This is a genomic window from Nocardioides marmoribigeumensis (assembly GCF_031458325.1).
Classification (GTDB): Bacteria; Actinomycetota; Actinomycetes; order Propionibacteriales; family Nocardioidaceae; genus Marmoricola_A; species Marmoricola_A marmoribigeumensis.
In genome coordinates this window covers 3,149,397-3,173,004 of sequence record NZ_JAVDYG010000001.1, presented here as the reverse complement: position 1 = coordinate 3,173,004, position 23,608 = coordinate 3,149,397, and the positions used below count along the sequence as shown (strand labels likewise).

Below are 23,608 nucleotides of genomic sequence, written 5' to 3'. Positions count from 1 at the left end.
AGTCCCGTCGTCCTGGGAGCACGGTCCCTCGCGGGTCGGGACCGCCCCGTGCGCGCGGCGGGACGGCGCTCCCTGTCACGGGGACCGTCGGGACGCCGAGGCTCGTCCTCGTCACCGGGAAGGGCCCGGAGGACGGCACCTCAGGAGAACGTGATGACGATCCAGCACACCCCCGCACCCGCCCGGACCGCGAGCCCCACCCCGACCCCGCCCGGCGAGGTCCCCGCGTTCCGGCGGCACGGCCTCACCCTGACCGCGGGCGCCACCGCCTGGGCCGGTGCGATCGCCGTGCTCGGCTTCGACGGCCCCGAGCTCGCGCAGAGCGTCGAGCACACCGGGTCCGGCCTCTTCCAGGTCGGCCTGCTCGCGCTGCTGCGCGTGCTGTGGCGGACCCGGGCCCTCGGAGAGGGGCGGCTGGCCCGGGCCGCGCTGCGGGTCGAGACCGCTCTGGTCCTGCTCGCGATGGCGTCGACGGTCGGCGCCGCGACGCACCTGGACGACCTCGACCGGCTCGGGTGGGCCCTGCTCGACGTGTGCTGGCCGTTGTCGATGGCCGGCATGTTCCTCCTCGGCATCCGCACCGCCGTCGCCGGCAGGTGGCGGGGCGTCAGCCGCTGGTGGCCGATGGTCGCCGAGTCCTGGGCCTTCGTGGTGATCCCGACCCTGGCGCTGCGGGGCGAGGAGGCCGGGCGCGCGGTCGCGGCCGCGCACCTGGTCGTGGGCTACGCCGTCCTCGGGCTGGTCGTGGCGCGCAAGCGGCAGTGACCCGGGTCAGCCCTCGGCCGGCCCGGTGACCTCGGTGACCTCGGTGACCTCGGCGATGTGGACGACCGCGTCGCCGCGGTTCACCACCGGGGCCTCGGTGCGCCCGATGACGATGCCGTCGCGGTCGGCGTGGACCAGCCGGACCCGCTTGCCGAAGGAGTCGAAGAGCCCCCCGAGCCGCTCGCCCTTCTCCACGTGCCGCCCCAGCTCGACGTCGAGGTGGATCATGCCGGTGCCGCGGGAGCGCACCCACCCGCTGCGGTGGCACGCGGTGGACGGTGCCGGCTCGTCCTCGGCCACGGGGTCGGTCATGCCGAGCGCGGCGAGCACCCGTCGTACGCCGAGGACGCCGGCGCCGATCGCCCACTCGTCCATGCGCCAGGCCTCCCCGGCCTCGTAGAGCAGGACCTTGGCGCCACGCTCGCGGGCGGCGCTGCGCAGCGACCCGTCGCGCAGGGGCGCGTGCAGCATGACCGGGGAGGCGAAGGCGGCGGCGAGACGGCGGGTCTCGGGGTCCTCCAGGTCGGCCCGGACCTGCGGGAGGTTGCTGCGCCGGTCGGACCCGGTGTGCAGGTCGATGCCGACGCTGCACTTGGCGACCACCTGCTCCATCATCAGGTGCGCGATGCGGGCGGCCAGTGACCCGCGCGGGGACCCGGGGAAGGACCGGTTGAGGTCGCGGCGGTCGGGCAGGTAGCGGCTGCCGGTCATGAAGCCGAGCACGTTGACGATCGGGATCGCGATGAGCGTGCCCCGCAGCGTCTTGGGGTCGAGCCCTGCGAGGACCTGGCGGATCACCTCGACGCCGACCGCCTCGTCGCCGTGGATGGCGGCGTCGACCCAGACGACCGGCCCGTCGTGCTTGCCGTGCACCACGCGGATCGGCAGGTCCACGTCGGCGCCGGTGACCAGGCGGGTGATCGGCAGGGTCACCGACTTCTCGGACCCGGGACGGACCCGGACGGTGCCGATCTCGAAGGAGGGCCGCGGCATCAGCGTCCCCGGTTGCGCCGGCGTACGGCGAGGCGGGGACGCCCGCCCGCGTAGCTGAGCGCCGGGTCCACGAGGAAGCCCTGCTCCAGCGCCTCTCGACCCACCAGCATCCTGAACCCCATCTCGTCCCGCCTGCTCAACGTCACCTCAGCCGTCACCGTCCTGCCCGACAGGGTTAGGTCCACACGCACGAGGGGACGCTCTTCCGCGTGACCGGACGAGGACCGCACCGTCCGCATCTCCACCAGCGGGCACTCGACCGTGACCGCGTCCTCGTCGGTGGCCTGCCAGGGGTGCACCGAGAAGCGCACCCACCGCTCCCCGTTATGGTCGATCTCCTGCTGGTCGAAGGCGTGGATCGCCGAGGTCCGGGCGCCGGTGTCGATCTTGGCCTTGATCCAGGGGACGCCCACGCCCGGCAGCGACACCCACTCCCGCCAGCCGACCACGGTGTGGTCCGTCATGCGACCGCCTCTCCGTCCGTGCGAGTCCCGTTGTCACCGATGCCGCCCACGTGCCGAAGGAACACATGAAGATCGCGATCCTGTCCCGTGCGTACCGCTCGTACAGTACGCAGCGCCTGCGGACCGCCGCCCTCGACCGGGGGCACCAGGTCAAGGTGCTCGACACCCTCCGCTTCGGGATCGACCTGTCCGGCGACGAGCCGGACCTGCAGTTCCGCGGCAAGCACCTGTCGACGTACGACGCGATCCTGCCCCGCATCGGCAACTCGATCACCTACTTCGGCACCGCCGTCGTCCGGCAGTTCGAGCAGATGGACGTCTACACCCCCAACACCTCGTGGGGCATCGCCAACTCGCGCGACAAGCTGCGCGCCTCCCAGATCCTCATGCGCCACGAGATCCCGATGCCGGCGACGACGTTCGTGCGTGACCGGGCCGACGTGATCCCCGCGATCGAGCGGGTCGGGGGCGCCCCGGTCGTGATCAAGCTGCTCGAGGGCACCCAGGGGATCGGCGTGATCCTGGCGCCCGACCTCAAGGTCGCCGAGGCGATCATCGAGACGCTGCAGAGCACACGGCAGAACGTCCTGATCCAGCGCTTCGTCACCGAGAGCAAGGGCCGCGACATCCGTGCGCTGGTCGTGGGTGACCGCGTGGTGGCCGCGATGCGCCGGGTCGCCAAGGGCGACGAGTTCCGCTCCAACGTGCACCGTGGCGGCTCGGTCGAGCGGGTGCACCTCGACCCCGAGTTCGAGCGCACCGCGGTGCGGTCGGCCCAGATCATGGGCCTGCGCGTCGCAGGCGTCGACATGCTCGAGGGCGACGACGGCCCCCTGGTGATGGAGGTCAACTCCTCCCCGGGCCTGGAGGGCATCGAGCGCGCCACCGAGCTCGACGTCGCCGGCGCGATCATCGACCACATCGACAACCAGGTGGCCTTCCCCGAGATCGACGTGCGCCAGCGGCTCACGGTCTCCACCGGCTACGGCGTGGCGGAGATCCTCGTCCAGGAGGCCTCCGACATGGTCGGCCACACCCTCAAGGACTCGGGCCTGCGCGAGCGCGACATCAGCGTGCTCACGCTCCAGCGCGGCACCTCGGTCTTCCCCAACCCCAACGGGCGCCGCGTGCTCGAGGCGGGCGACCGGCTGCTGTGCTTCGGCAAGCTCGAGGAGATGCGCTCGATGATCCCCAGCCGCCGCAAGCGGCCCAAGCGGGTCAAGAAGCTCCCGGCCGAGCCGATCCACGACCGCCAGGACTCCTGATCCCCGGGCGGGGGTTCGCCGCGCCGGTGACGGGGCACGTGGTCCCATGCCCGACACCGCGCACACCGACCTCAGTCCCCGCGTCCTCGTCCTCGTCTGCACGCTGAAGAAGTCCCCGGCGCCGTCGAGCGCGGAGAAGCTCGGCACCCAGCTGCTCGACGAGATGCGCGGCCGCGGCGCCACCGGCGAGGTCGTGCGGGTGGTCGACCACGACGTCCGCTTCGGCGTCTCGACCGACGAGGGCGACGGCGACGAGTGGCCGGCGATCCGGCAGAAGATGCTCGACGCCGACGTCCTGGTCCTCGCGACCCCGATCTGGCTGGGCCAGCCGTCCTCCGTCGCCAAGCTGGTGATGGAACGGCTCGACGCCGAGATCTCCGAGACCGACGACGAGGGCCGCCTGCTCACGTTCGGCAAGGTCGCCGCCGTCGTGGCGGTGGGCAACGAGGACGGCGCCCACCACGTCGTCGCGGAGGCCCTGCAGGCGCTCAACGACACGGGCTTCTCCGTCGCGGCCAACACCGGCGTCTACTGGGTCGGCGAGGCGATGCACGGGACGGACTACAACGACCTCGACGAGACCCCCGAGGCGGTCGCCTCGACGCTGCAGACCGCGGCCCTCAACACCGTCCACCTGGCGCGACTCCTGGCCGGCAACCCCTACCCCGCCCCCTGACGCCGCATGGGGCCGCCTGCCGGGGGGTACCTCTCACCCATGGCCACCAACACACGCGACATCGCGGCGACCCCCGACCAGGTCTGGGACGTCCTCTCCGACGGCTGGCTCTACCCGTTGTGGGTTGTCGGAGCGACAAGAATGCGGGACGTCGACGACACCTGGCCCGCTGCGGGCTCCGCCCTGCACCACTCCGTCGGCGCCTGGCCGCTCGTCGTCGACGACGAGACCCGGGTGCTCGAGTGCCGCCCCGGCAAGGAGCTCCGGCTGCGGGCCAAGGCCTGGCCCGGCGGTGAGGCCGAGGTCCGGATCGAGCTCGAGGCCCACGGCGAGCGCACCCGCGTCGCGATCCACGAGAAGTCCGTCTCCGGCCCCGGGAGCCTGCTGCCCGAGCCGCTGGAGGCACCGCTGATGAAGCTCCGCAACGCGGAGACCCTCAACCGTCTCGCGCACGTCGTCGAGGGCCGGGCCGCCCGCACGCTCACCTCCTCGCACGAGCACCCGTGACCCAGGGCTCCGAGGCACCGTCGTCGCGGTCGTACGACGCGGTCGTCGTCGGCGCGGGCCCCAACGGCCTCGTCGCGGCCAACCACCTCGCCGACGCCGGGTGGTCGGTGCTCCTCCTCGAGGCCCAGCCGGAGGTCGGCGGTGCGGTGCACAGCGACCGCGAGCTGCACCCCGACTACGTCCAGGACACGTTCTCCGCGTTCTACCCCTTGGGGGTGGCCTCCCCGGCCCTGCAGTCGCTCCACCTCGAGCGGCACGGGCTGGAGTGGTCGCACGCGCCGGCCGTGCTCGGCCACGCCCGGCCGGACGCGGAGTGGGCGATGCTGCTGCGCGACCGGCACCGGACGGCCGAGCTGATGGAGGCGCAGTCCCCCGGGGACGGCGAGGCCTGGCTCGAGCTCAGCCACACCTGGGACGTGATCGGCGAGCAGGTCGTCGGGGCCCTGCTCACACCGTTCCCGCCCGTGCGCCACGGCTCGGCCGCGCTCGTCAAGGTGGCCCGCGGCGGCGGACTCGGCCTGGTCAAGGAGCTGCTCACCCCGGCCCAGAGCCTCGGCAAGCGCTTCAGCGGCGAGGCCCCCGGCCTGCTGCTGGCCGGCAACGCCGGCCACGCCGACATCCCGCTCACCTCACCGGGCTCGGGGCTGCTGGGGATGCTCCTCACCTTCGTCGGCCAGCAGGTCGGCTACCCCGTCCCGGTCGGCGGCGCGGGAGAGCTCGCGGCCGCGCTGGCGCGCCGCTTCGAGTCGCTGGGCGGCGAGATCCGCTGCCGCACGCGGGTGGACCACGTCGACGTCGAGCGGGGCCGCGCGGTCGGGGTGCGCACCGCCGACGGCGAGCGCATCGGCGCGCGCAGGGCGGTCTGCGCCGACGTCCTCGCCTCGCACCTGTACGGCGGGCTCGTCGCCCCGGGCGACGTGCCCCGGCGGGTGGCGCGCGAGATGCGCAGCTTCGAGCTCGACCCCGGCACGGTCAAGGTGGACTGGGCCCTCGACGGGCCGGTCCCCTGGACCGTCCCGCCCCCGCACGCCCCCGGCACCGTCCACGTCGCCGACTCGGTGTCCCAGATGGGCGAGGCGCTCGGGCAGGTCGCGGCCGGCATCATCCCGGCCGACCCGTTCATGCTGATGGGCCAGATGACCACCAGCGACCCCACCCGGTCACCGGCGGGCACCGAGTCCGCGTGGGCCTACGCCCACGTCCCCCACGGCGAGTCGCCGGACGCCGGCGACGGCGGGGTCCGTGGTGTGTGGGACCACGACGACTGCGAGCGCTTCGGCGATCGCATGCAGGCCCGCATCGAGCGGCTCGCCCCCGGGTTCGGCTCGCGCGTGGTCGCCCGTCGCGTGCTCGGGCCGCGCGAGCTCGAGGCCCGCGACGCCAACCTGGTCGGCGGCGCCCTCAACGGCGGCACCTCGCAGCTGCACCAGCAGCTGGTGTTCCGACCCGTCCCCGGGGCGGGGCGGGCAGAGACCGGGATCGCCGGCCTCTACCTCGCCTCCGCCTCCGCGCACCCCGGTGGCGGGGTCCATGGCGCGTGCGGCATGAACGCCGCGCGTGCGGCGCTCGCCCACGCGAGGCTCACCCCGTGGCGGCGCTGATCCCCAGCCGCGTGCGGGCGACGTACTCCCCGACCAGGTCGCCGAGGAAGGCACCGCCGGTCAGGTCGCTCGGCACGTGCCCGGCCATGTAGAGCCGGGAGTAGTCGACCTCGTCCTCGGTCCAGCGGTAGTCCGCCGCCCGGTGCGGCTCGACCAGCGACAGGACCGTGCGCGAGGCCGCGCCTCGGGCCGCGTGGCGCGAGGGGTAGGAGCAGGGGCAGGTCTGGCCCGGTGACACGTGGTGGTCGGGGCGCAGCTCCGGGTGCACGACGTAGGGCGCCGGCTGCCGGTCCTCGGCCGCGAGCCCGTCGGCCAGCGTCTTGGTCATCGTGAGCCCGAGGTCGACCGCGTCCTTCAGCGCCTGTCCGCGGTCGGACGGCAGCACCTCGGCGGCGTCGTGGGCGGCGAGCTTCCAGACGTCCTTCTTGCCGTGCACCTCGAGCCAGGTCGCGGCGGTCTCCCCCGCCGTGCTCCGGTGGGAGGACAGCTGCTGGACCCGGGTGAGCTCGCGCGTGCGCGCAGCGGCGGCCGGCGGGGCGGGGACCTGGGCGGCGGCCCACGTCATGAACGCGGCGTCGTCGGCCTTCGTGCCGTGCTGCGCCCACCACTGCCGCATCGCGGCGTGGGCCCGGGTCGCGGTCCCGGCCAGCGCCTGCTGGGCGGGGGCGAGGTCGCCGTCGGCGAAGAGCGCCGGCGGCGGGTCGGCCTCGACCCGGTCCTTGGCGGAGGTGTCGCCCCACTGGGCGTAGGCAGCCGGTCCGGCCGTGCCCGCCAGCGCGGCGACGGTGGCGAGGGCGACCAGGGCCCCGGTCCCGCGGCGCCTCACGACGCCACCCGGTCCCGGTCGCGACCGACGTGCAGGACGGTGCCACGCAGCCGTCGCAGGTCGTTGTCGGCCAGGTCATCGCGCAGCAGCGCGGCGGCCGAGACGTACTTGCTCAGCGCGAGCGGACGGTGTCCGGCGCCCACGAGCAGGCGGTCGGCGGTCCCCGGCCGTGTGTGGCCCTTGGTCTCGACGATCACCATCGACGGGTCGAGCCAGACCTGACCGTCACCGAGCCGGCTGACGACACCGGTGTCGAGGGTGACGCGCGTGCCGGAGTCGAGGTCGGCGAGGGTGGCGCGCTCGTAGGAGACCGTCACCGTCGGGCGCAGCGTCCGGGCGGCGACGACGTGGCCGGCCGCGCCGAGCGAGCCCTCGAGCGTCGGCAGGTCCTCCTCCAGCAGCGGGCCGGAGCCCTCGCGCACGGGGGCCAGCGGCGAGAGGTGCTTGACCGTGCGGCCGTCCCCCACGCGCAGCTTGACCTCGAGACGCCGCAGCCCGTCCTCGACGTACACGCGCTCGCGGACCTTCCACCGCCGGCGGCGGCGCTGCAGGTGCTCGCGGCAGGAGGTCAGGCGCGCGGTGTCCAGGTAGGTGGTGAGGTACGACGTCGTGCGCCGTCCGGCGATCTCGAGCACCCCGGCGCTGCCCGCCAGCTCCTCGACGAGGTGCTGCGCCACGGCGACCGGGACGACGTACTTCCGGTCGACGCGGGTCAGCGCGGACGCGGTGCCGGTGACGGCCTCCAGCGACAGCGGCGCGGGCGCGGTCAGGTCGAGGTCACTCATCTCCGGCCTCCACCCCGACCAGCTCGGGCACGGAGCCCATCGACGGGTCGACCTCGTAGCGCACCCAGACCCGCGTGGTCTCGCGCACGTAGTCGACGTCGGTCACCGCGATCCCGATCGGCCGCACGCCGAGGCGGCTCTCGACCGCCGCGGAGGCCGCGGTGAGGTCGGGGAAGACCTGGTCGAGCGTGACCCGCATGGTCCGCGAGGTGCGGGCGCCGGTCCCGGCGTCGGTCACGAGGATGGCGCCGAGGAGCAGGAGGTCGAGCAGCAGCACGACCAGCGGCGGCACGCCGGCCAGCCCGTTGACCAGGCCGAGGACGAGCGCGGCGAAGGTGTAGGCCATCTCGCGCAGGGAGAACGCCGCGCTGCGCAGCCGGACCAGGCTGAGCAGGCCGAAGAGGCCGAACCCGACGCCGGTCGAGAAGTCGCCCGAGGCGATCGCCTGCACGGCGGCGAAGAGCCCGACGTTGAGCACAGCGAGCACGAGCGCCATCTCGGGGGCGGAGGGGCGGCGCCGGTAGAGCACCTGGACGAGGGCGACCATCGCGAGGACGTCCAGGCCCAGCCGGCCGACGGCCTCGGCCGACGAGCCGTGGGGAATTGCGGCGATCAGGGACATGTCGGGAACCGTAGGGCGCCGACCTGTCGTCAACATGACACGTGGGATCCGCCCCTAGTCTGGTCCGCGTGCACGTGGTGGTGGTCGACGACGAGGAGCGCATCGTCACGCTGCTGACCCGCTACCTCGCCGAGCGCGGGATCACCACCACCGCCTGCCACGACGGGCCGTCGGGCCTGGCCGCTGCCCGCCGGGGCGACGCCGACGCGATGGTGCTCGACCTGATGCTGCCGGGCCTGTCGGGGCTCGAGGTGTGCCGCACGCTCCGGGCCGAGGGCAACGACCTGCCCGTCCTGCTGCTCACCGCCCGGGGCACCCTCGACGAGCGGGTGGCCGGGCTGGGCGAGGGGGCCGACGACTACCTGGTCAAGCCCTTCGCGCTCGAGGAGGTGCACGCCCGCCTCCAGGCGATCACCCGGCGCCGCGCGCCGCGCGAGGACGACCACCTGCGGGTCGGTGCGCTCGTGCTCGACCCCGACGGCCACCGGCTGTGGGTCGCCGGCACCGAGACCGAGGTCCCGCGGCGCGAGTTCGCGATGCTGCGCACGCTCATGGAGTCCCCGGGGCGCGCGGTCAGCCGGGACCGGCTCTTCGACGAGGTCTGGGACGACGACACCGACATCAGCAGCAACGCCCTCGACGTGACCGTCTCGCGGCTGCGGCAGCGCGTCGAGGGCGGCGGCGTCGAGATTCGGACGGTGCGCGGCGTCGGCTACCGGCTCGAGACGACCCGGTGAGCCGGCTCGCCGAGCGGACGATCGTCACCCGGCTGGTCTTGGCCGTGACGGCGGCGATGTCGGTGGTGCTGCTGGTCTCCGGGGCGGTGGTGTGGTGGCGCGTCTCCTTCGCGCTGGACCGGCAGGTCGACCGCGACCTCACGGCCTACTCCGACGTCGTGGCCGGCGACGTGCGCCTCGGCCACGCCCCGCCGACCGGGACCCCGGGCCTGGTCCACCAGGTCTACGACGTCGACGGCCGGCTGATCTCGGGCGACGCCGGCCACCGGCTGCTCCGCCGCTCCGAGGTGCGTGCGGCCGCCGTCGGTGAGGAGGTACGCCGGGAGATCGGCTCCCTGCTCCCCCCGTCCGACCGCGCCCAGCGGGTGCGCGGCCTCCGGGTCGACACGCCCGTCGGCACGCGGGTGCTCGCCGTCGCCGCCGACCGGCGGGGGCACGACGAGGCGCTGCGCGAGCTGCTGCTCCAGCTGCTGCTCGCGGGGCTCGCGGTGCTGGCCGCGGCGTCCTACGCGGCCTACCGCACGGCCCACGGCGCGCTGCGCCCGGTCGAGCGCTACCGCGCCGCGGCGGAGGCGGCCGACCCGGACCAGCAGGTCGCGCTGCCGGTCCCGCGCCGCCGCGACGACGAGGTCACCCGCCTCGGCCACACCCTCAACCACCTGCTCGCCCGCATCGCGTCGGCGCACGAGCAGCAGCGGGCGTTCCTGGCCGACGCGGCCCACGAGCTCCGCTCGCCGCTGACCGTGATGAAGACCGACCTGGAGTGGGTCCGCGGCCACGCCGACGACCCGGTCGAGGTGGAGGAGTCCCTTGCCTCGTTGGCGATCCAGGTCGACCGGCTGGTCGAGCTGTCCGACCTGCTGCTCGACCTGGAGGAGGTCCGCGCGGCCCCCGCCCCCCACGAGGACGCCGACGTCGCGGAGGTCGCGCGACGCGTCGTCGACCGCCTCGCGCCGCAGGCCCACCGCGCCGACCGCGAGCTGGGGCTGCGGGTGCACGGGCCGGCACGTGCGCGGTGCGACCCCCTGCGGCTCGAGCTGGCCCTCGGCAACCTGGTGACCAACGCGCTGACCCACGGCGAGGGGGACGTGACGGTCACCGTGACCGGGCACGCCGCCGACGTGCTGCTCGAGGTCCACGACGAGGGTCCGGGCTTCCCCCCGGAGTTCGTCGACCGCGCGTTCGACCGGTTCGCCCGCGCCGACGAGAGCCGCTCGACCCGTGGCTCCGGGCTCGGGCTGGCCCTGGTGCGGGCGGTCGCCGACCTCCACGGCGGGCAGGCCTCCGCCTCCGGGTCGACGGTGCGCCTGACGGTGCCGCGCTGACGCGGGGGTCTCGACCGGCTCGACCGACGATCGGCGCCGTATCAGCGCGCCCCGGCCCGGCTCCTCCTCCGCGTGCCCACCCAGGGGCACCACGTCCCAGGAGGAACCTCCATGAGCGCACCGCGCAGCACCACCCGTCGTACCGCCCTCGCCCTGACCACCGCCGCCCTCGCCGGCGCCGCGGCGACCACCGTCCTCGGTGGCACCGCCGAGGCGATCCCGGTGCCGCAGAAGACCTGCAGCTTCTCCTACTCCAGCATCACCAGCGACCAGGGGTGGAAGCCGCTGGGGCTGGGCGTGACGATCAACAACGGGGACACCGCCCGCAAGGTCGTCACCCAGCTCGCGGCCGACCTCGGGGTCGACACGCTGGCCGAGGTCCGCGTCGGCTACCAGGTCGACAACGGCCCGATCCAGGAGCGCGTCTGGGGTCCGGCCAACCTGGCCAACCACGACGAATACTGGGAGACCCGCTCGACCCTCGCGGTGATCCCGGTCGGTCGCGGCACCCACTCGATCACGCCGTACTGGCGGATCAGCGGGTCGACCGGCAAGACCGGCTACTTCCAGACCGGGTGCTTCACCGCCGAGGGCCGGACCCGCTGATCCCCTCGCGGAGCTCGTCCAGAGCCTCCGCGAGGGAGACCCGGGGCTGCCAGCCCCAGGCGTGGGCGCGGTCGGCGACGATGCGCCCCGTCCAGGCCTCGCCCTCCTCCCACACCGGGTCGACGCCCAGCGCGCCGGTCACGGCCCCGACGTAGTCGCGGACCGTGGCCGGCGCCGCTGCCGCGTTGACCACGGTGCAGCCGCCCTCGACCGGTCCGCGGTCGGGGTCGTCGGAGGTCGCGATGCGCCCGAGGGCGACGTCGGCGACCAGGCGCGCGAGGTCGTCCACGTGCACCCACGCGAAGGCGCGCTCGGGCACCGCGTGCCGCTCGGACTCGTCGTCGCGCAGCTGCGCGGGCCGCTTGGTGTTCCACACCGAGGTCGCGCCCGGGCCCAGGACGGCGGGCGGCCGGACCAGCACCGTCGTGAGGTCCTCGACCTCGGCCAGCGCGGCGTCGGCGTCGCGCTTGGTCGTGGCGTAGACGTCGGCGTCGTCGCCGACCAGGTCGGCCTGCTCGTCGACGTCACCGGCCGACGGGGACCGGTCGTAGACCGCGGCGGTCGAGACGTGCACGAGCAGCGGCACGCCCGCGTCGCGCGCGGCCCGCGCCAGCGTCGGCGTGCTCTCCACGGCCACCCGACGCTGCTCCTCGTCCTCGCCGCCGAGCGGGTGGACGGTCGAGACGACGGCGCTCGCGCCGGCGACCACCGACGCGGCGACCTCGGGGTCCCCGAACTCGCCGACGTGCTCCTCGGTGCCCTCCGGCGCCGCCCCCTCCCGGCGTACGACGGCCCGCACGTGGGCGCCCGCGTCGAGCAGGTGCCGCACGACACGCGCGCCGACGAGGCCGTTGGCGCCGGTCACCACCACCACGGGCTGGTCTGGTTGGGGCTGCTCGGGCTGGTGGTCAGTCTCGTCGGTGCTCACGGCTCCGAGTGTGCCCAGAAGCGGTCAGCCGCAACAGGCACGCCCCGGGCTCGGAGAAGGGCACCAGCGACACGCCGTCGGGGTCGGCCCCGTAGTCCTCCATCGCCGCCCGGACCAGGCCCTCGTGGACCGCGCACACCACGTCGGGGAAGCGGTGGGCCGCCTCGAGCAGCGGGCAGCGCGTGAGCGTGACCCGGGTGGCCCGGCTGTCGCTCTCGGTGCCGAAGCCGAGGTCGTCGACCAGCTCGACGACCCGGCGCCGCGCGAGGGCGGCGGTCGGCTGCGGCTGCGCCCCTCGACGGGCGGCCAGCTCGTGGCCCCACCGCTCGCCCGCCTCGACGGCGAGCTCGACCGGGCGGTCGCTGGTGCGCTGCAGCGTCTCGGCGAGGGCCGCGGCCAGGCCGGCGTACTCCGCGTGCTGCCCACCGTCCTCCGGCGCGCCGGTCACCTCGTAGAGCCACGCGGGCCGGCCCCGCCCGTCGGGCTCGGCGGCGGACCTGGTGACGTGACCGCTGCGCACCAGCGCCTCGAGGTGCTCGCGCACGGTGTTCTCGTGCCGTCCGGTGAGGTGGGCGAGCGCGGCGAGGGTCGTCGGCTGCGCCTGCGCCGACAGCCGCCGGAGCAGAAGGGCCCTCGTAGGAGGGACGGATGACTGCGAAGAAGGGCCGCTTGGACCCCGCCTCCGATTATTTTCCACGGGTCCGAGTGTAGTAAATCTTCTGATAGGGATGGACCCGACCGATCCGGAGTTCCGCCCCCGTGCTCAGGAAGGCAGGCCCGATGACCCACACGGCGCAGACGACCGAGCCGACGGCCCCCCCGACCGCCGGCAACCCGTGGACGATGCTGGCCGTGGCCACGCTCGGGTTCGCGGTGTGCTTCTGGGCCTGGGCCCTGCTCAGCCCGCTCGGCCCGCTGTTCCGCGAGAAGGGCACGCTCGGCACGCTCAGCGAGTCCGACGTCGCGCTGCTGGTCGCGGTGCCGGTCGTGGTCGGCTCCCTGGGGCGCATCCTGGTCGGTGCCCTCACCGACCGGCTCGGCGGCCGGGTGATGTTCCCGGCGGTCTCCGCGGTCACGATCCTGCCGGTGCTGTTCATCGGGCTGTTCGCGCAGACCTCCTACTGGGCGATGATCGGCGGCGGCTTCGTGCTCGGCATCGCCGGCACCGCCTTCGCGGTCGGCGTGCCCTTCGTCAACGCGTGGTTCCCGCCCGAGCGGCGCGGCCTCGCGGTCGGGGTGTTCGGCGCGGGCATGGGCGGCACGGCGATCAGCGCGCTCACCACGGTCAAGCTGTGGACCGGGCTGGGCGAGACCGCGCCGTTCTTCATCGTGGCCGCGGTCCTCGCGGCGTACGCCGTCCTGGCCTGGGTCGTGCTGCGCGACGCGCCCGGCCGCACGATCCCCACGGTCCCCCTCGCGAAGCGGCTCGCCGCCACCGCACGGCTGCCGATCACCTGGCAGGCCTGCCTGCTCTACGCCGTCGCGTTCGGCGGCTACGTCGCGTTCTCGGTCTACCTGCCGGCCTACCTCAAGACCGACTACCAGCTCACGCCGGCCGACGCCGCCAACCGCATGGCCGGGTTCGTGGTGGTCGCCGTGGTGATGCGCCCCGTCGGCGGGTGGCTCTCCGACCGGTTCGGCCCGGTGCCCGTGCTCGCGACCGGCTACGCCGTCGTGGTCGTCGGAGCCGCGGTCGCCGCCACGCACCCGCTGCTCGAGCACGTCGGCACCGTCGCGTTTCTCGCGATGGCCGCGGCCCTCGGGTCGGGCAGCGGCGCGACCTTCGCCCTCGTCGCCCGGGTGACCGACCCCTCGCGGGTCGGCGGAGTGACCGGTCTCGTCGGCGCGGCCGGCGGCCTCGGCGGCTTCGTCCCGCCGCTGCTCATGGGCTACATCTACGGCCGCACCGACTCCTACGCGATCGGCCTGGGCCTGCTGTCGGTCACGGCGGCCCTCACGCTCCTCCTCACCCTCACCGTCGTACGCAAGGGAGTGCCTGCATGAGCGACACCCGTCCTGGTCTCGACGACGGGCTCGCCGAGGCGCTGGTGCGCACGCGGCGCTACTTCACCAAGGGGACGGTGTCGGAGGACCTCCGCACGCTGCACCACCAGGGCGGTCGCGACGCGGACGCGTTCTACCGCGACCGGTGGAGCCACGACAAGGTGGTGCGCTCCACCCACGGCGTGAACTGCACGGGCTCGTGCTCGTGGAAGGTCTACGTCAAGGACGGGATCATCACCTGGGAGACCCAGCAGACCGACTACCCCTCCACCGGTCCCGACCGGCCGGAGTACGAGCCCCGCGGCTGCCCGCGCGGCGCCGCCTTCAGCTGGTACACCTACTCCCCCACCCGCGTGCGCTACCCCTACGTCCGCGGCGCCCTGCTGCAGATGTACCGCGAGGCCAAGTCCCAGCACGGCGACCCGGTGGCCGCGTGGGCGCACGTCGTCGACCACCCCGACCGTGCGCGGCACTACAAGTCCCAGCGGGGCAAGGGCGGCATGGTGCGCGCCACCTGGGAGGAGGCCGTCGAGATCGTCGCGGCGGCCTACGTCCACACGATCAAGAAGTGGGGACCCGACCGGGTCGCCGGCTTCTCCCCGATCCCGGCGATGTCGATGGTCTCGCACGCCTCCGGCGCGCGGTTCACCTCGCTCGTCGGCGGCTCGATGCTCTCGTTCTACGACTGGTACGCCGACCTGCCGGTCGCCTCCCCGCAGGTGTTCGGCGACCAGACCGACGTGCCGGAGTCCGGCGACTGGTGGGACGCGGGCTACCTCATCATGTGGGGCTCCAACGTCCCCGTGACCCGCACGCCCGACGCGCACTGGATGGCCGAGGCGCGCTACCGCGGCCAGAAGGTGATCGCGGTCTCCCCCGACTACGCCGACAACGTGAAGTTCGCCGACGAGTGGCTGCCCGCGCGGCCCGGCACCGACGGGGCGCTCGCGCTGTCGATGGGGCAGGTGATCCTGCAGGAGTTCTTCGTCGAGCGGACCACGCCGTACTTCACCGACTACGTCAAGCGCTACTCCGACCTGCCGTTCCTGGTGAAGCTGGTCTCGACAGGCTCGACCACCGAGATGCGGCCCGGGAAGTTCCTGACCGCCGAGGACCTGGGCTCGACGCCGGAGGGCACCGAGAACGCCGCGTTCAAGACCGTGCTGCTCGACGCGCGCACCGGCGAGCCGGTGGTGCCCAACGGCACGCTGGGCGACCGGTTCGGCGAGCAGGGCGCGGGGCGCTGGAACCTCGACCTCGGCGACGTGGATCCCCTGCTGTCGCTGGAGGGTGGCGACGCCACCGAGACCGTGACCCTCACGCTGCCGGCCTTCGGCGACGTCGACGGCAGCGCAGGCGAGACCACGGCCACCGTGCGGGCGCGGCGCGTGGACGGCCACCTGGTCACCACGGTCTACGAGCTGATGCTGGCGCGCTACGCCGGCTACACCCCGGAGTGGCAGGAGCCGATCACGGGGGTGCCGGCTGCTGCGGCGAGGCGCATCGCGCGGGAGTTCGCGCAGAACGCGGAGGAGTCCCGCGGACGCTCGATGATCATCATGGGCGCCGGCACCAACCACTGGTTCCACTCCGACACGATCTACCGCGCGTTCCTCGCGCTCACCACGCTCACGGGCTGCCAGGGCGTCAACGGTGGCGGCTGGGCGCACTACGTCGGCCAGGAGAAGTGCCGCCCGGTCACCGGGTGGGCGCAGCTGGCCTCGGCGCTGGACTGGTCGCGCCCGCCGCGCCAGATGATCCAGACGGCCTACTGGTACCTCCACACCGACCAGTTCCGCTACGACCCGTTCAGCGCCGACGCGCTGTCCTCGACCCGCTCGGACGGGCGGTTCGCCGGCCTGACGACCGCCGACCTGATCGCGCAGAGCGCGCGCATGGGGTGGATGCCGTCCTACCCGACCTTCGACCGCAATCCGCTCGACCTCGCCGACGAGGCCGCCGCGGCCGGCAGGCCGGTGGCCGAGCACGTCGTCGAGGAGCTCGAGGCCGGGCGGCTGCGCTTCGCCTGCGAGGACCCTGACAGCCCGGAGAACTTCCCGCGGGTGCTGTCGATCTGGCGGGCCAACCTGCTGGGCTCCTCGGCCAAGGGCGACGAGTACTTCCTCAAGCACCTGCTGGGCACCGACTCCTCGCTGCGAGCGGAGGAGGCCGGTGCGGGGCACCGTCCGCGGGACGTGGAGTGGCACGACGAGGCCCCGGAGGGCAAGCTCGACCTGCTGCTCACCCTCGACTTCCGCCAGACCAGCACGACGCTGTTCTCCGACGTCGTCCTCCCGGCGGCCACGTGGTACGAGAAGCACGACCTCAACACCACCGACATGCACCCGTTCATCCACTCGTTCAACCCGGCGATCGCCCCGCCGTGGCAGACCCGCACCGACTGGGACGCGTGGCAGGCGATCGCGGCCCGGTTCAGCGAGCTGGCCTGGACCCACCTCGGCACGCGGCGCGACGTGGTCGCCATGCCCCTGCTGCACGACACCCCGGACGCCCTGGCCACGCCCCACGGGGTCGTCAAGGACTGGAAGCGCGGCGAGTGCCGGCCCGAGCCGGGGAGGACCATGCCCAAGCTGGTCGAGGTGGAGCGGGACTACGCCGCGGTCGGCGCCCAGATGGGCGCCCTCGGTCCGCTGCTCGACACGCTCGGCACGACGACCAAGGGCGTCACCTACGACGTGACGGCGTCGATCGACTACCTGCGCGCCAAGAACGGCGCCGTGCGGGGCGGACCCGCCGACGGGCGGCCCTCGCTGGTGCGCGACGTCCACGCCTGTGAAGCGATCCTCGCGCTGTCCGGCACCACCAACGGCCACCTGGCGGTGCAGGGCTTCAAGACCCTGGAGAAGCGCACCGGCACGGTGATGCACGACCTGGCCGCCGAGCACGAGGGCAAGCAGATCACCTTCGCCGACACCCAGGCTGCGCCCGTCCCGGTGATCACCTCACCGGAGTGGTCGGGCTCGGAGAGCGGTGGCAGGCGCTACAGCCCGTTCACGATCAACGTGGAGCGGCTCAAGCCCTGGCACACGCTGACCGGACGGCAGCACTTCTACCTCGACCACGACTGGATGCAGGAGCTGGGCGAGGAGCTGCCGGTCTACCGGCCACCGCTCGACATGGCGACGCTGTTCTCCGAGCCCGCGCCCGGCACCGTCGGGGACGAGCGGGGCGCGGCGACGATCACCGTGCGCTACCTGACGCCGCACAACAAGTGGTCGATCCACTCGGAGTACCAGGACAACCTGTTCATGCTCTCGCTGTCCCGCGGCGGCCAGCTGATCTGGATGAGCGAGGTCGACGCCGCCAAGGCCGGCATCGCCGACAACGACTGGATCGAGGCGGTCAACCGCAACGGCGTCGTGGTCGCACGAGCGGTGGTGAGCCACCGGATGCCCGAGGGCACGGTCTACATGCACCACGCGCAGGACCGGCTGATCGACGTCCCGCTGGCGGAGACCTCCGGCAAGCGCGGCGGCATCCACAACTCGCTGACCCGCCTGCTGGTCAAGCCCAGCCACCTGGTCGGCGGCTACGCCCAGCTGTCCTACGCGTTCAACTACCTCGGTCCCACCGGCAACCAGCGCGACGAGGTCACCGTGATCCGTCGTCGTTCCCAGGAGGTGCGCTACTCATGAGGGTGATGGCCCAGATGGCCATGGTCATGAACCTCGACAAGTGCATCGGGTGCCACACCTGCTCGGTCACGTGCAAGCAGGCCTGGACCAACCGCGCCGGCACGGAGTACGTCTGGTTCAACAACGTGGAGACGCGTCCCGGCCAGGGCTACCCGCGCACCTACGAGGACCAGGAGGAGTGGAAGGGCGGCTGGACGCTGACCAGGAAGGGTCGCCTGACCCTCAAGTCCGGCAGCCGGTGGAAGAAGCTCGCCACGATCTTCTCCAACCCGAAGCTGCCCTCGATCCAGGACTACTACGAGCCGTGGACCTACGACTACGCCACGCTCACCGACGCCCCCGCCCAGCAGCACACCCCGGTCGCGCGGCCCAAGTCGCTGCTGACCGGCGAGGACATGAAGATCGAGTGGTCGGCCAACTGGGACGACAACCTCGGCGGCTCCGAGGCGACCTTCGCCAAGGACCCGATCCTGCAGAAGGTGTCCACGGAGGTGAAGCGCTCCTTCGAGGAGACCTTCATGTTCTACCTCCCGCGCATCTGCGAGCACTGCCTCAACCCGTCGTGCGCCGCGTCGTGCCCCAGCGGTGCGATCTACAAGCGCAGCGAGGACGGCATCGTGCTGGTCGACCAGGACCGCTGCCGGGGCTGGCGCATGTGTGTCTCCGGCTGCCCCTACAAGAAGGTCTACTTCAACCACCGCACCGGCAAGGCCGAGAAGTGCACGTTCTGCTTCCCCCGCGTGGAGGTCGGGCTGCCGACCGTCTGCTCCGAGACCTGCGTCGGGCGCCTGCGCTACATCGGGCTCGTGCTCTACGACGCCGACAAGGTGCTGGAGGCCGCGTCGGTCACCGACGACAAGGCGCTCTACGAGGCCCAGCTCGGGGTCTTCCTCGACCCGGACGACCCCGAGGTGCAGCGCGAGGCGGAGAAGGCCGGCATCCCCTTCGACTGGATGGAGGCCGCGCGCCGGTCCCCGATCCGCAAGCTGATCTGCGACTGGAAGGTCGCGCTGCCGCTCCACCCGGAGTACCGCACGATGCCGATGGTCTGGTACGTCCCGCCGCTCTCGCCCGTCGTCGACGTGGTCCGTGACACCGGCGAGGACGCCGAGGACGCGGGCAACCTCTTCGCCGCGGTCGACGCGCTGCGCATCCCGGTGGAGTACCTCGCCGAGCTGTTCACCGCCGGTGACGTGGCCCCGGTCGACCGGGTGCTGCGCCAGCTGGCCGCGATGCGGTCCTACATGCGTGACATCAACCTGGGACGCGAGCCCGACGCCTCGACCCCGGCCGCGGTCGGCATGACCGAGGAGGAGATGTACGACATGTACCGCCTGCTCGCGCTGGCGAAGTACGACGAGCGCTACGTCATCCCCCCGGCCCACGCCGAGCAGGCGCACAACCTGGAGGAGCTGGCCACCGAGTGCTCGCTGGACTACGACGGCGGCCCCGGGATGATGGAGTCCGGGCCGTTCGGCGAGGGCTCGGGCCACCAGGCCCAGCCGATCGCGGTGGAGAACTTCGCGATGCTGCAGGCGCGACAGACCTCCGACACGGTCGCCGCTCCGCCGGACAAGCAGCGCCGGGTCAACCTGCTCGACTGGGACGGCAAGAGCGCGCCACCAGGGCTCTTCCCGCCTCGCCACGACGGGGAGGAGGGGTCGTGAACGACACGCTGGCCTGGCAGTGTGCCTCGCTGCTGCTCGCCTACCCCGACGAGGAGCAGCGCAGCCACCTCGAGCTCGTCGGTGACGTGGCGGCCCGGCTGCCCGACCGCCTGGGACGTCCGCTCACCGACACGGCGACGGCGCTGGGGGCACGGCCCCTGCAGGGGCTCCAGGAGGAGTACGTCGCCACCTTCGACACCCGGCGTCGCTGCAGCCTGTTCCTGACCTACTTCCTGCACGGCGACACCCGCAAGCGCGGCACGGCGCTGCTGCGCTTCCGCCAGACCTACCTGCGCTCGGGCCACGCCCTCGACGACAGCGAGCTGCCCGACCACCTCGCCGTCGTGCTCGAGTACGCCGCCACGGTCGACCCCGAGCAGGGCCGCCGACTGCTGCTCGACCACCGCGCCGGGCTCGAGGTGCTGCGCCTGGCGCTGCGCGACCTGGGCTCCCCGTGGGCGGGGGCCGTGGCCGCGGTGAGCGCCACGCTGCCCACGCTGCGCGGGGACGAGCGGGACGCCGTACGCCGGCTGGCCGCGGAGGGCCCGCCGGAGGAGGAGGTCGGGCTCTCGCCCTACGGCCAGGCCGGACCGGTCGACCTGCCGCTCCCGACCGTCCTGTCGACCGTGCCGTCGGGAGGAGCCCGCTGATGGACGTCCTGCTGTTCGTGATCGTGCCCTACGTGTGCCTGGCGACCTTCGTGGTCGGGCACTTCTGGCGCTACCGCTACGACAAGTTCGGCTGGACCACCCGGTCCTCCCAGCTCTACGAGGACCGGCTGCTGCGCTGGGGCAGCCCGCTGTTCCACTTCGGCATGCTCGGCGTCGTCGGCGGCCACGTGATCGGGCTGCTGGTGCCGCGCTCGTGGACCGCGGCGGTCGGGATCAGCGACGAGGGCTACCACGTGGTCGCCGTCGTCGGCGGCCTCGTCGCCGGCGTCATGGCCGTGGTGGGGCTGGCGATCCTGGTCTACCGCCGGCGGACCGTCGGCCCGGTCTTCTCCGCGACCACCGTGATGGACAAGGTGATGTACGCCTTCCTCGGTGTGGTGATCCTGCTGGGGATGTGGAACACCGTCGCCGGGTCGATCCTCACCATCGGCGGGGAGTACAACTACCGCGAGGGCGTCTCGGTGTGGTTCCGCTCGTTCCTCGCCTTCAACCCCCGGCCCGAGCTGATGGGCGAGGCACCGATCGGCTTCCAGCTGCACGCGCTCGTGGCGTTCGCGCTGTTCGCGCTGTGGCCGTTCACCCGGCTCGTGCACGTCTTCAGCGCGCCCCTGGGCTACGTCACCCGCCCCTACATCGTCTACCGCAGCCGCGACGTGGGGCCGGGCCGCCAGCTCGGCACCCACAAGCCACGACCCGGCTGGGACAAGGTCGGGTGACCCCCGGTGTGCGCGCACTGCGGCTGCCACGACGTCCCCGCGATCCGGGAGCTGGTCGACGAGCACGACGCCCTGCAGGAGCAGGCCTACGCCGTACGCCGGGCACTCGCCGCGGGCGACCACCGCGCGGCTGCCGGGCTGCTGGGCCCGTTCGTGGCGCACCTGGAGCACCACGTCGCCCGTGAGGAGGACGGGGTGTTCACCGCGCTGCGGGACCAGGGCGACTTCGTCGAGGAGGTGGAGGCCCTGGAGGGCGAGCACCTGTCCTTCGCCGAGGCGCTGGAGCGGCTGGGCAGCCCGGACGACGAGGGGTTCGCCGGTCGCGTGCGCACGCTGCTGGAGTCGCTGGACGTCCACATCGAGCGGGAGGACGTCGGCATCTTCCCGGTCTCCGTGGTGACCCTGGGCGCCACCGGCTGGGAGACCGTGGGACGGGCGCACGCGCGGCGGCCGAGCTTCCTGGCCGACGGCCCCACCTCAGCCTGAGGTGGGGACCGCGAGCGGCAGCTCGAACCAGAAGGTCGCGCCACCCAGGTCGGACTCGCCGACCCCGATCGAGCCGCCGAGGTGGCGCACGATCCGCAGGCAGGTCGACAGGCCGATGCCGAAGCCCTCGACCTCGTCGCGCACCAGCCCGCGGTGCCCTCGGGCGAAGATCGCGCCGCGCAGGTCCTCCGGCACCCCCGGGCCGTTGTCCTCGACCGAGACGTAGGCACGGTCGTGGTCGACGACCGAGCTCACCCGGATCTGCGGGGTGCCGGCGTGGTGGGCGCTGAACTTCACCGCGTTGGCCACGAGGTTCTGCAGCACCGCCGCGAGGGAGGCGCGGTGACCGAGCACGACCGGGAGGTGCTCCGCGGTCACGTGCACGCCGTGGGCCATCGCCGTCAGGTCGTCGAGCACCTCGATGAGCACCTCGTGCAGGTCGACCGGCTCGACCTGGAGGTCCCCGCCGACCAGCGCGAACTCCATCACCTCGGCGATCGTGCGGTTGAGCCGGTCCGCCCCCTGCATCGCCCGGTCCGCCAGCCGCCCGACCATCGGGTCCCCGACCTCGGCGGCGCGCTCGGCGAGCAGCGCCAGCGACAGCTTCAGCGACGCCAGCGGGCCGCGCAGGTCGTGCCCGAGCTGGCCGGCCAGCTGCGCCAGCGACTCGTTGGACCGGTCGACGTCGCGGTGGGACTCCACCACCCGCTGGAGCCCGGCCGCCATCTGGGCGGCGCTGCGCTGCTGGTCCATCACGAGCGCGGCGATCGTGCCCAGCCGCTCGAGGAGCGCCAGGTCGGCCTCGGACAGCGCGCGGAAGTCGTCGTCCCAGAGGCAGAGGGTCCCGTAGACCACGCCGGTGGACGAGACCAGCTGGGTGCCGGCGTAGGTGACGATCGAGCCCAGGGTGCCGTCGACGTAGGGGCTGGACTTGAAGGTCTCGTCGACGGTCGCGTCGGGCACGACCATGGTCCGGGAGTCCTGGGTGACCACGCGACTGCAGAAGCTGTCCCCGAGCGGCACGCGTCCTTCGTGGCGGTCGGAGGTGGCGAGGTGGACGGTGTGGAGGCTGGTGACCACGTTGACCTCGGCCATCGTGACGCCGACGAGCTCGCGGGCCAGGTCGGCGACCGCCTGCAGGGCGGGGAGCACCGGGTGCCCCAGGACGCCGAAGCTCAGCACCTCCGCCTCGCGCAGCAGCGCCTCCTCCCTCACCTGCCCAGGCTAGTCGGCGTCCCGACGCCCCACAGCAGGTCCCACGACGTCCGGATCGGGACCATTCGGGTCCCCCTTCGGGACTGATGGCACGGATTTCACCTGTTGGGGTGGGCATCAGTGGGCCAGGCCCGGGTAGGCAGGAAGGAGCAGCTCTCCGCTGAAGACACCGGCTGGAGCCTCGCCCCTCGTCTGGAGCACGTCATGACGGCACTTGCTCAGCCCCTGAGCTTCCCCGCTCCGCGACTGTCCCCCACCCACCGCGACGCCCGCGCGATCGAGATGTTCCGCGACGCCGCGACCGCCTCCGCGCAGCGACGCCACGAGCTGCACGACGACATCGCGCTGCTCTACCTCGACGTCGCCCAGTCCATCGCCGGGCGCTACCGCGAGCGTGGCATCCCGCTCGACGACCTGGTCCAGGCTGCCAACGAGGGCCTGGTCAAGGCGATCTCGCGCTTCGACCCCGAGCTGCAGCACGACTTCCTCAGCTACGCCGTGCCGACGATGCGCGGCGAGGTGCGCCGCTACTTCCGCGACCAGGGCTGGACCGTGCGGCCCCCGCGACGCATCCAGGACCTCCAGTGGCAGCGCGGCCGCGTGATCGACCAGCTGCACCAGCAGCTCGGCCGCGAGCCGTCGCGCCGCGAGATCGCCGACCGGCTCGAGGTGGAGCCGTCGGAGATCGCCGAGGCCGACGCCGCGGTCGGCGCGTTCCACCCGACCTCGCTGGACCAGCCCGCCGCGGAGGGCGGCTCGGACCCGGGCAGCACCACTCCCCTCGGCGAGCTGCTGCCCGGCGACGACCGCGAGACCCGGGCCTCGGAGGCGCGCACGGTCCTGCAGCCCGTCGTACGCCGTCTCTCCGAGCGTGACCGCCGGGTGCTGTTCCTCCGCTTCTTCGAGGACTGGACCCAGAAGGAGATCGGCGAGGACATCGGCGTCAGCCAGATGCAGGTCTCCCGCACGCTGACCCGGCTGCTCGGCACCCTGCGCGAGGAGCTCGGCCCCGAGCTGGGCGACCTCCTCCACGACGCCTCCTGACCCCACCCCCTCACCAGGGGCTCCGACCCGGAGCCCCTCATCCCCTCGT

At 73.3% G+C, this 23,608-nt stretch carries 23 protein-coding genes; 15 read left to right on the top strand and 8 right to left on the bottom strand.

Features of this window, described 5'->3' with window-relative positions; genetic code table 11:
- Positions 1-153: 153 nt before the first annotated feature.
- A complete protein-coding gene (locus tag J2S63_RS15175) occupies positions 154-765 on the top strand; it encodes a hypothetical protein (RefSeq protein WP_310303905.1) in 612 nt (203 codons plus the stop codon).
- Between the two features lie 6 nt (positions 766-771).
- Here the strand turns inward: J2S63_RS15175 and J2S63_RS15170 are convergent, their stop codons facing one another.
- Positions 772-1,758, bottom strand: coding sequence for a succinylglutamate desuccinylase/aspartoacylase family protein (locus J2S63_RS15170; protein WP_310303902.1), 987 nt, complete (start codon positions 1,756-1,758; stop codon positions 772-774).
- The gene (locus tag J2S63_RS15165) at positions 1,758-2,222 is read right to left on the bottom strand and encodes an ATP-dependent zinc protease family protein (protein ID WP_310303899.1); all 465 of its coding nucleotides are present in this window, start codon (positions 2,220-2,222) and stop codon (positions 1,758-1,760) included. Before J2S63_RS15165 ends, J2S63_RS15170 begins: the two co-directional genes overlap by 1 nt.
- A gap of 65 nt (positions 2,223-2,287) precedes the next feature.
- Between J2S63_RS15165 and J2S63_RS15160 the strand changes: the two genes are divergently transcribed.
- From J2S63_RS15160 to J2S63_RS15145, 4 genes are read left to right on the top strand one after another with little or no spacing between them, the layout of a single operon-like run.
- Positions 2,288-3,487 (top strand): RimK family alpha-L-glutamate ligase, encoded by a 1,200-nt coding sequence (locus J2S63_RS15160; RefSeq protein WP_310303897.1) that lies wholly within the window; start codon positions 2,288-2,290, stop codon positions 3,485-3,487.
- Between the two features lie 46 nt (positions 3,488-3,533).
- Positions 3,534-4,163, top strand: coding sequence for a flavodoxin family protein (locus J2S63_RS15155; protein ID WP_310303896.1), 630 nt, complete (start codon positions 3,534-3,536; stop codon positions 4,161-4,163).
- A gap of 39 nt (positions 4,164-4,202) precedes the next feature.
- Entirely contained in the window at positions 4,203-4,670 is a 468-nt protein-coding gene (locus tag J2S63_RS15150; protein WP_310303893.1) for an SRPBCC family protein, read from the top strand.
- Positions 4,667-6,271, top strand: a complete 1,605-nt coding sequence (locus J2S63_RS15145; RefSeq protein WP_310303891.1) for a phytoene desaturase family protein — start codon at positions 4,667-4,669, stop codon at positions 6,269-6,271. The genes J2S63_RS15150 and J2S63_RS15145 overlap by 4 nt, the downstream gene beginning before the upstream one ends.
- Here J2S63_RS15145 and J2S63_RS15140 read toward each other — a convergent pair.
- Genes J2S63_RS15140 through J2S63_RS15130 form a run of 3 tightly spaced genes read right to left on the bottom strand, consistent with a single transcriptional unit; the run spans position 6,252 to position 8,504 of the window.
- Positions 6,252-7,097, bottom strand: coding sequence for a phosphatase PAP2 family protein (locus tag J2S63_RS15140; protein ID WP_310303888.1), 846 nt, complete (start codon positions 7,095-7,097; stop codon positions 6,252-6,254). The two genes, J2S63_RS15145 and J2S63_RS15140, sit on opposite strands and share 20 nt — an antisense overlap.
- Positions 7,094-7,882, bottom strand: coding sequence for a VTC domain-containing protein (locus J2S63_RS15135; RefSeq protein WP_310303886.1), 789 nt, complete (start codon positions 7,880-7,882; stop codon positions 7,094-7,096). Before J2S63_RS15135 ends, J2S63_RS15140 begins: the two co-directional genes overlap by 4 nt.
- Complete coding sequence (locus J2S63_RS15130) at positions 7,875-8,504, bottom strand: DUF4956 domain-containing protein (protein ID WP_310303884.1); 630 nt, start codon at positions 8,502-8,504, stop codon at positions 7,875-7,877. The genes J2S63_RS15135 and J2S63_RS15130 overlap by 8 nt, the downstream gene beginning before the upstream one ends.
- Positions 8,505-8,572: 68 nt before the next feature.
- Between J2S63_RS15130 and J2S63_RS15125 the strand changes: the two genes are divergently transcribed.
- The 3 genes from J2S63_RS15125 (at position 8,573) to J2S63_RS15115 (ending at position 11,172) form a co-directional block, all read left to right on the top strand.
- Positions 8,573-9,241: a response regulator transcription factor gene (locus J2S63_RS15125; protein WP_310303882.1), complete on the top strand. Its 669-nt coding sequence runs from the start codon at positions 8,573-8,575 to the stop codon at positions 9,239-9,241.
- A complete protein-coding gene (locus J2S63_RS15120) occupies positions 9,238-10,566 on the top strand; it encodes a sensor histidine kinase (protein WP_310303880.1) in 1,329 nt (442 codons plus the stop codon). Before J2S63_RS15125 ends, J2S63_RS15120 begins: the two co-directional genes overlap by 4 nt.
- A gap of 111 nt (positions 10,567-10,677) precedes the next feature.
- Positions 10,678-11,172: a hypothetical protein gene (locus tag J2S63_RS15115; RefSeq protein ID WP_310303878.1), complete on the top strand. Its 495-nt coding sequence runs from the start codon at positions 10,678-10,680 to the stop codon at positions 11,170-11,172.
- Here the strand turns inward: J2S63_RS15115 and J2S63_RS15110 are convergent.
- Entirely contained in the window at positions 11,147-12,100 is a 954-nt protein-coding gene (locus J2S63_RS15110; RefSeq protein ID WP_310303876.1) for an NAD-dependent epimerase/dehydratase family protein, read from the bottom strand. The two genes, J2S63_RS15115 and J2S63_RS15110, sit on opposite strands and share 26 nt — an antisense overlap.
- Positions 12,081-12,644: a helix-turn-helix transcriptional regulator gene (locus J2S63_RS15105; protein ID WP_310303874.1), complete on the bottom strand. Its 564-nt coding sequence runs from the start codon at positions 12,642-12,644 to the stop codon at positions 12,081-12,083. The genes J2S63_RS15110 and J2S63_RS15105 overlap by 20 nt, the downstream gene beginning before the upstream one ends.
- A gap of 236 nt (positions 12,645-12,880) precedes the next feature.
- Here J2S63_RS15105 and J2S63_RS15100 point away from each other — a divergent pair, with 236 nt between their 5' ends.
- The 6 genes from J2S63_RS15100 to J2S63_RS15075 are packed head-to-tail and all read left to right on the top strand — an operon-like array spanning position 12,881 to position 21,300.
- Positions 12,881-14,104 (top strand): MFS transporter, encoded by a 1,224-nt coding sequence (locus J2S63_RS15100; RefSeq protein ID WP_310303871.1) that lies wholly within the window; start codon positions 12,881-12,883, stop codon positions 14,102-14,104.
- Positions 14,101-17,760 (top strand): nitrate reductase subunit alpha, encoded by a 3,660-nt coding sequence (locus tag J2S63_RS15095; RefSeq protein WP_310303869.1) that lies wholly within the window; start codon positions 14,101-14,103, stop codon positions 17,758-17,760. Before J2S63_RS15100 ends, J2S63_RS15095 begins: the two co-directional genes overlap by 4 nt.
- A complete protein-coding gene (gene narH, locus J2S63_RS15090; RefSeq protein ID WP_310303867.1) occupies positions 17,757-19,427 on the top strand; it encodes a nitrate reductase subunit beta in 1,671 nt (556 codons plus the stop codon). The genes J2S63_RS15095 and narH overlap by 4 nt, the downstream gene beginning before the upstream one ends.
- The gene (gene narJ / locus J2S63_RS15085; RefSeq protein ID WP_310303865.1) at positions 19,424-20,077 is read left to right on the top strand and encodes a nitrate reductase molybdenum cofactor assembly chaperone; all 654 of its coding nucleotides are present in this window, start codon (positions 19,424-19,426) and stop codon (positions 20,075-20,077) included. Before narH ends, narJ begins: the two co-directional genes overlap by 4 nt.
- Positions 20,077-20,814 (top strand): respiratory nitrate reductase subunit gamma, encoded by a 738-nt coding sequence (narI, locus tag J2S63_RS15080; protein ID WP_310303863.1) that lies wholly within the window; start codon positions 20,077-20,079, stop codon positions 20,812-20,814. The genes narJ and narI overlap by 1 nt, the downstream gene beginning before the upstream one ends.
- 6 nt (positions 20,815-20,820) lie before the next feature.
- Positions 20,821-21,300 carry a hemerythrin domain-containing protein gene (locus J2S63_RS15075; RefSeq protein WP_310303862.1) on the top strand — a complete coding sequence of 160 codons (480 nt, stop codon included), beginning with the start codon at positions 20,821-20,823 and terminating at the stop codon, positions 21,298-21,300.
- Here J2S63_RS15075 and J2S63_RS15070 read toward each other — a convergent pair.
- Positions 21,292-22,515 carry an ATP-binding protein gene (locus tag J2S63_RS15070; RefSeq protein WP_310303859.1) on the bottom strand — a complete coding sequence of 408 codons (1,224 nt, stop codon included), beginning with the start codon at positions 22,513-22,515 and terminating at the stop codon, positions 21,292-21,294. The two genes, J2S63_RS15075 and J2S63_RS15070, sit on opposite strands and share 9 nt — an antisense overlap.
- Before the next feature lie 204 nt (positions 22,516-22,719).
- Here J2S63_RS15070 and J2S63_RS15065 point away from each other — a divergent pair, with 204 nt between their 5' ends.
- Entirely contained in the window at positions 22,720-23,559 is an 840-nt protein-coding gene (locus tag J2S63_RS15065) for a sigma-70 family RNA polymerase sigma factor (protein WP_310303857.1), read from the top strand.
- Positions 23,560-23,608 lie beyond the last annotated feature (49 nt).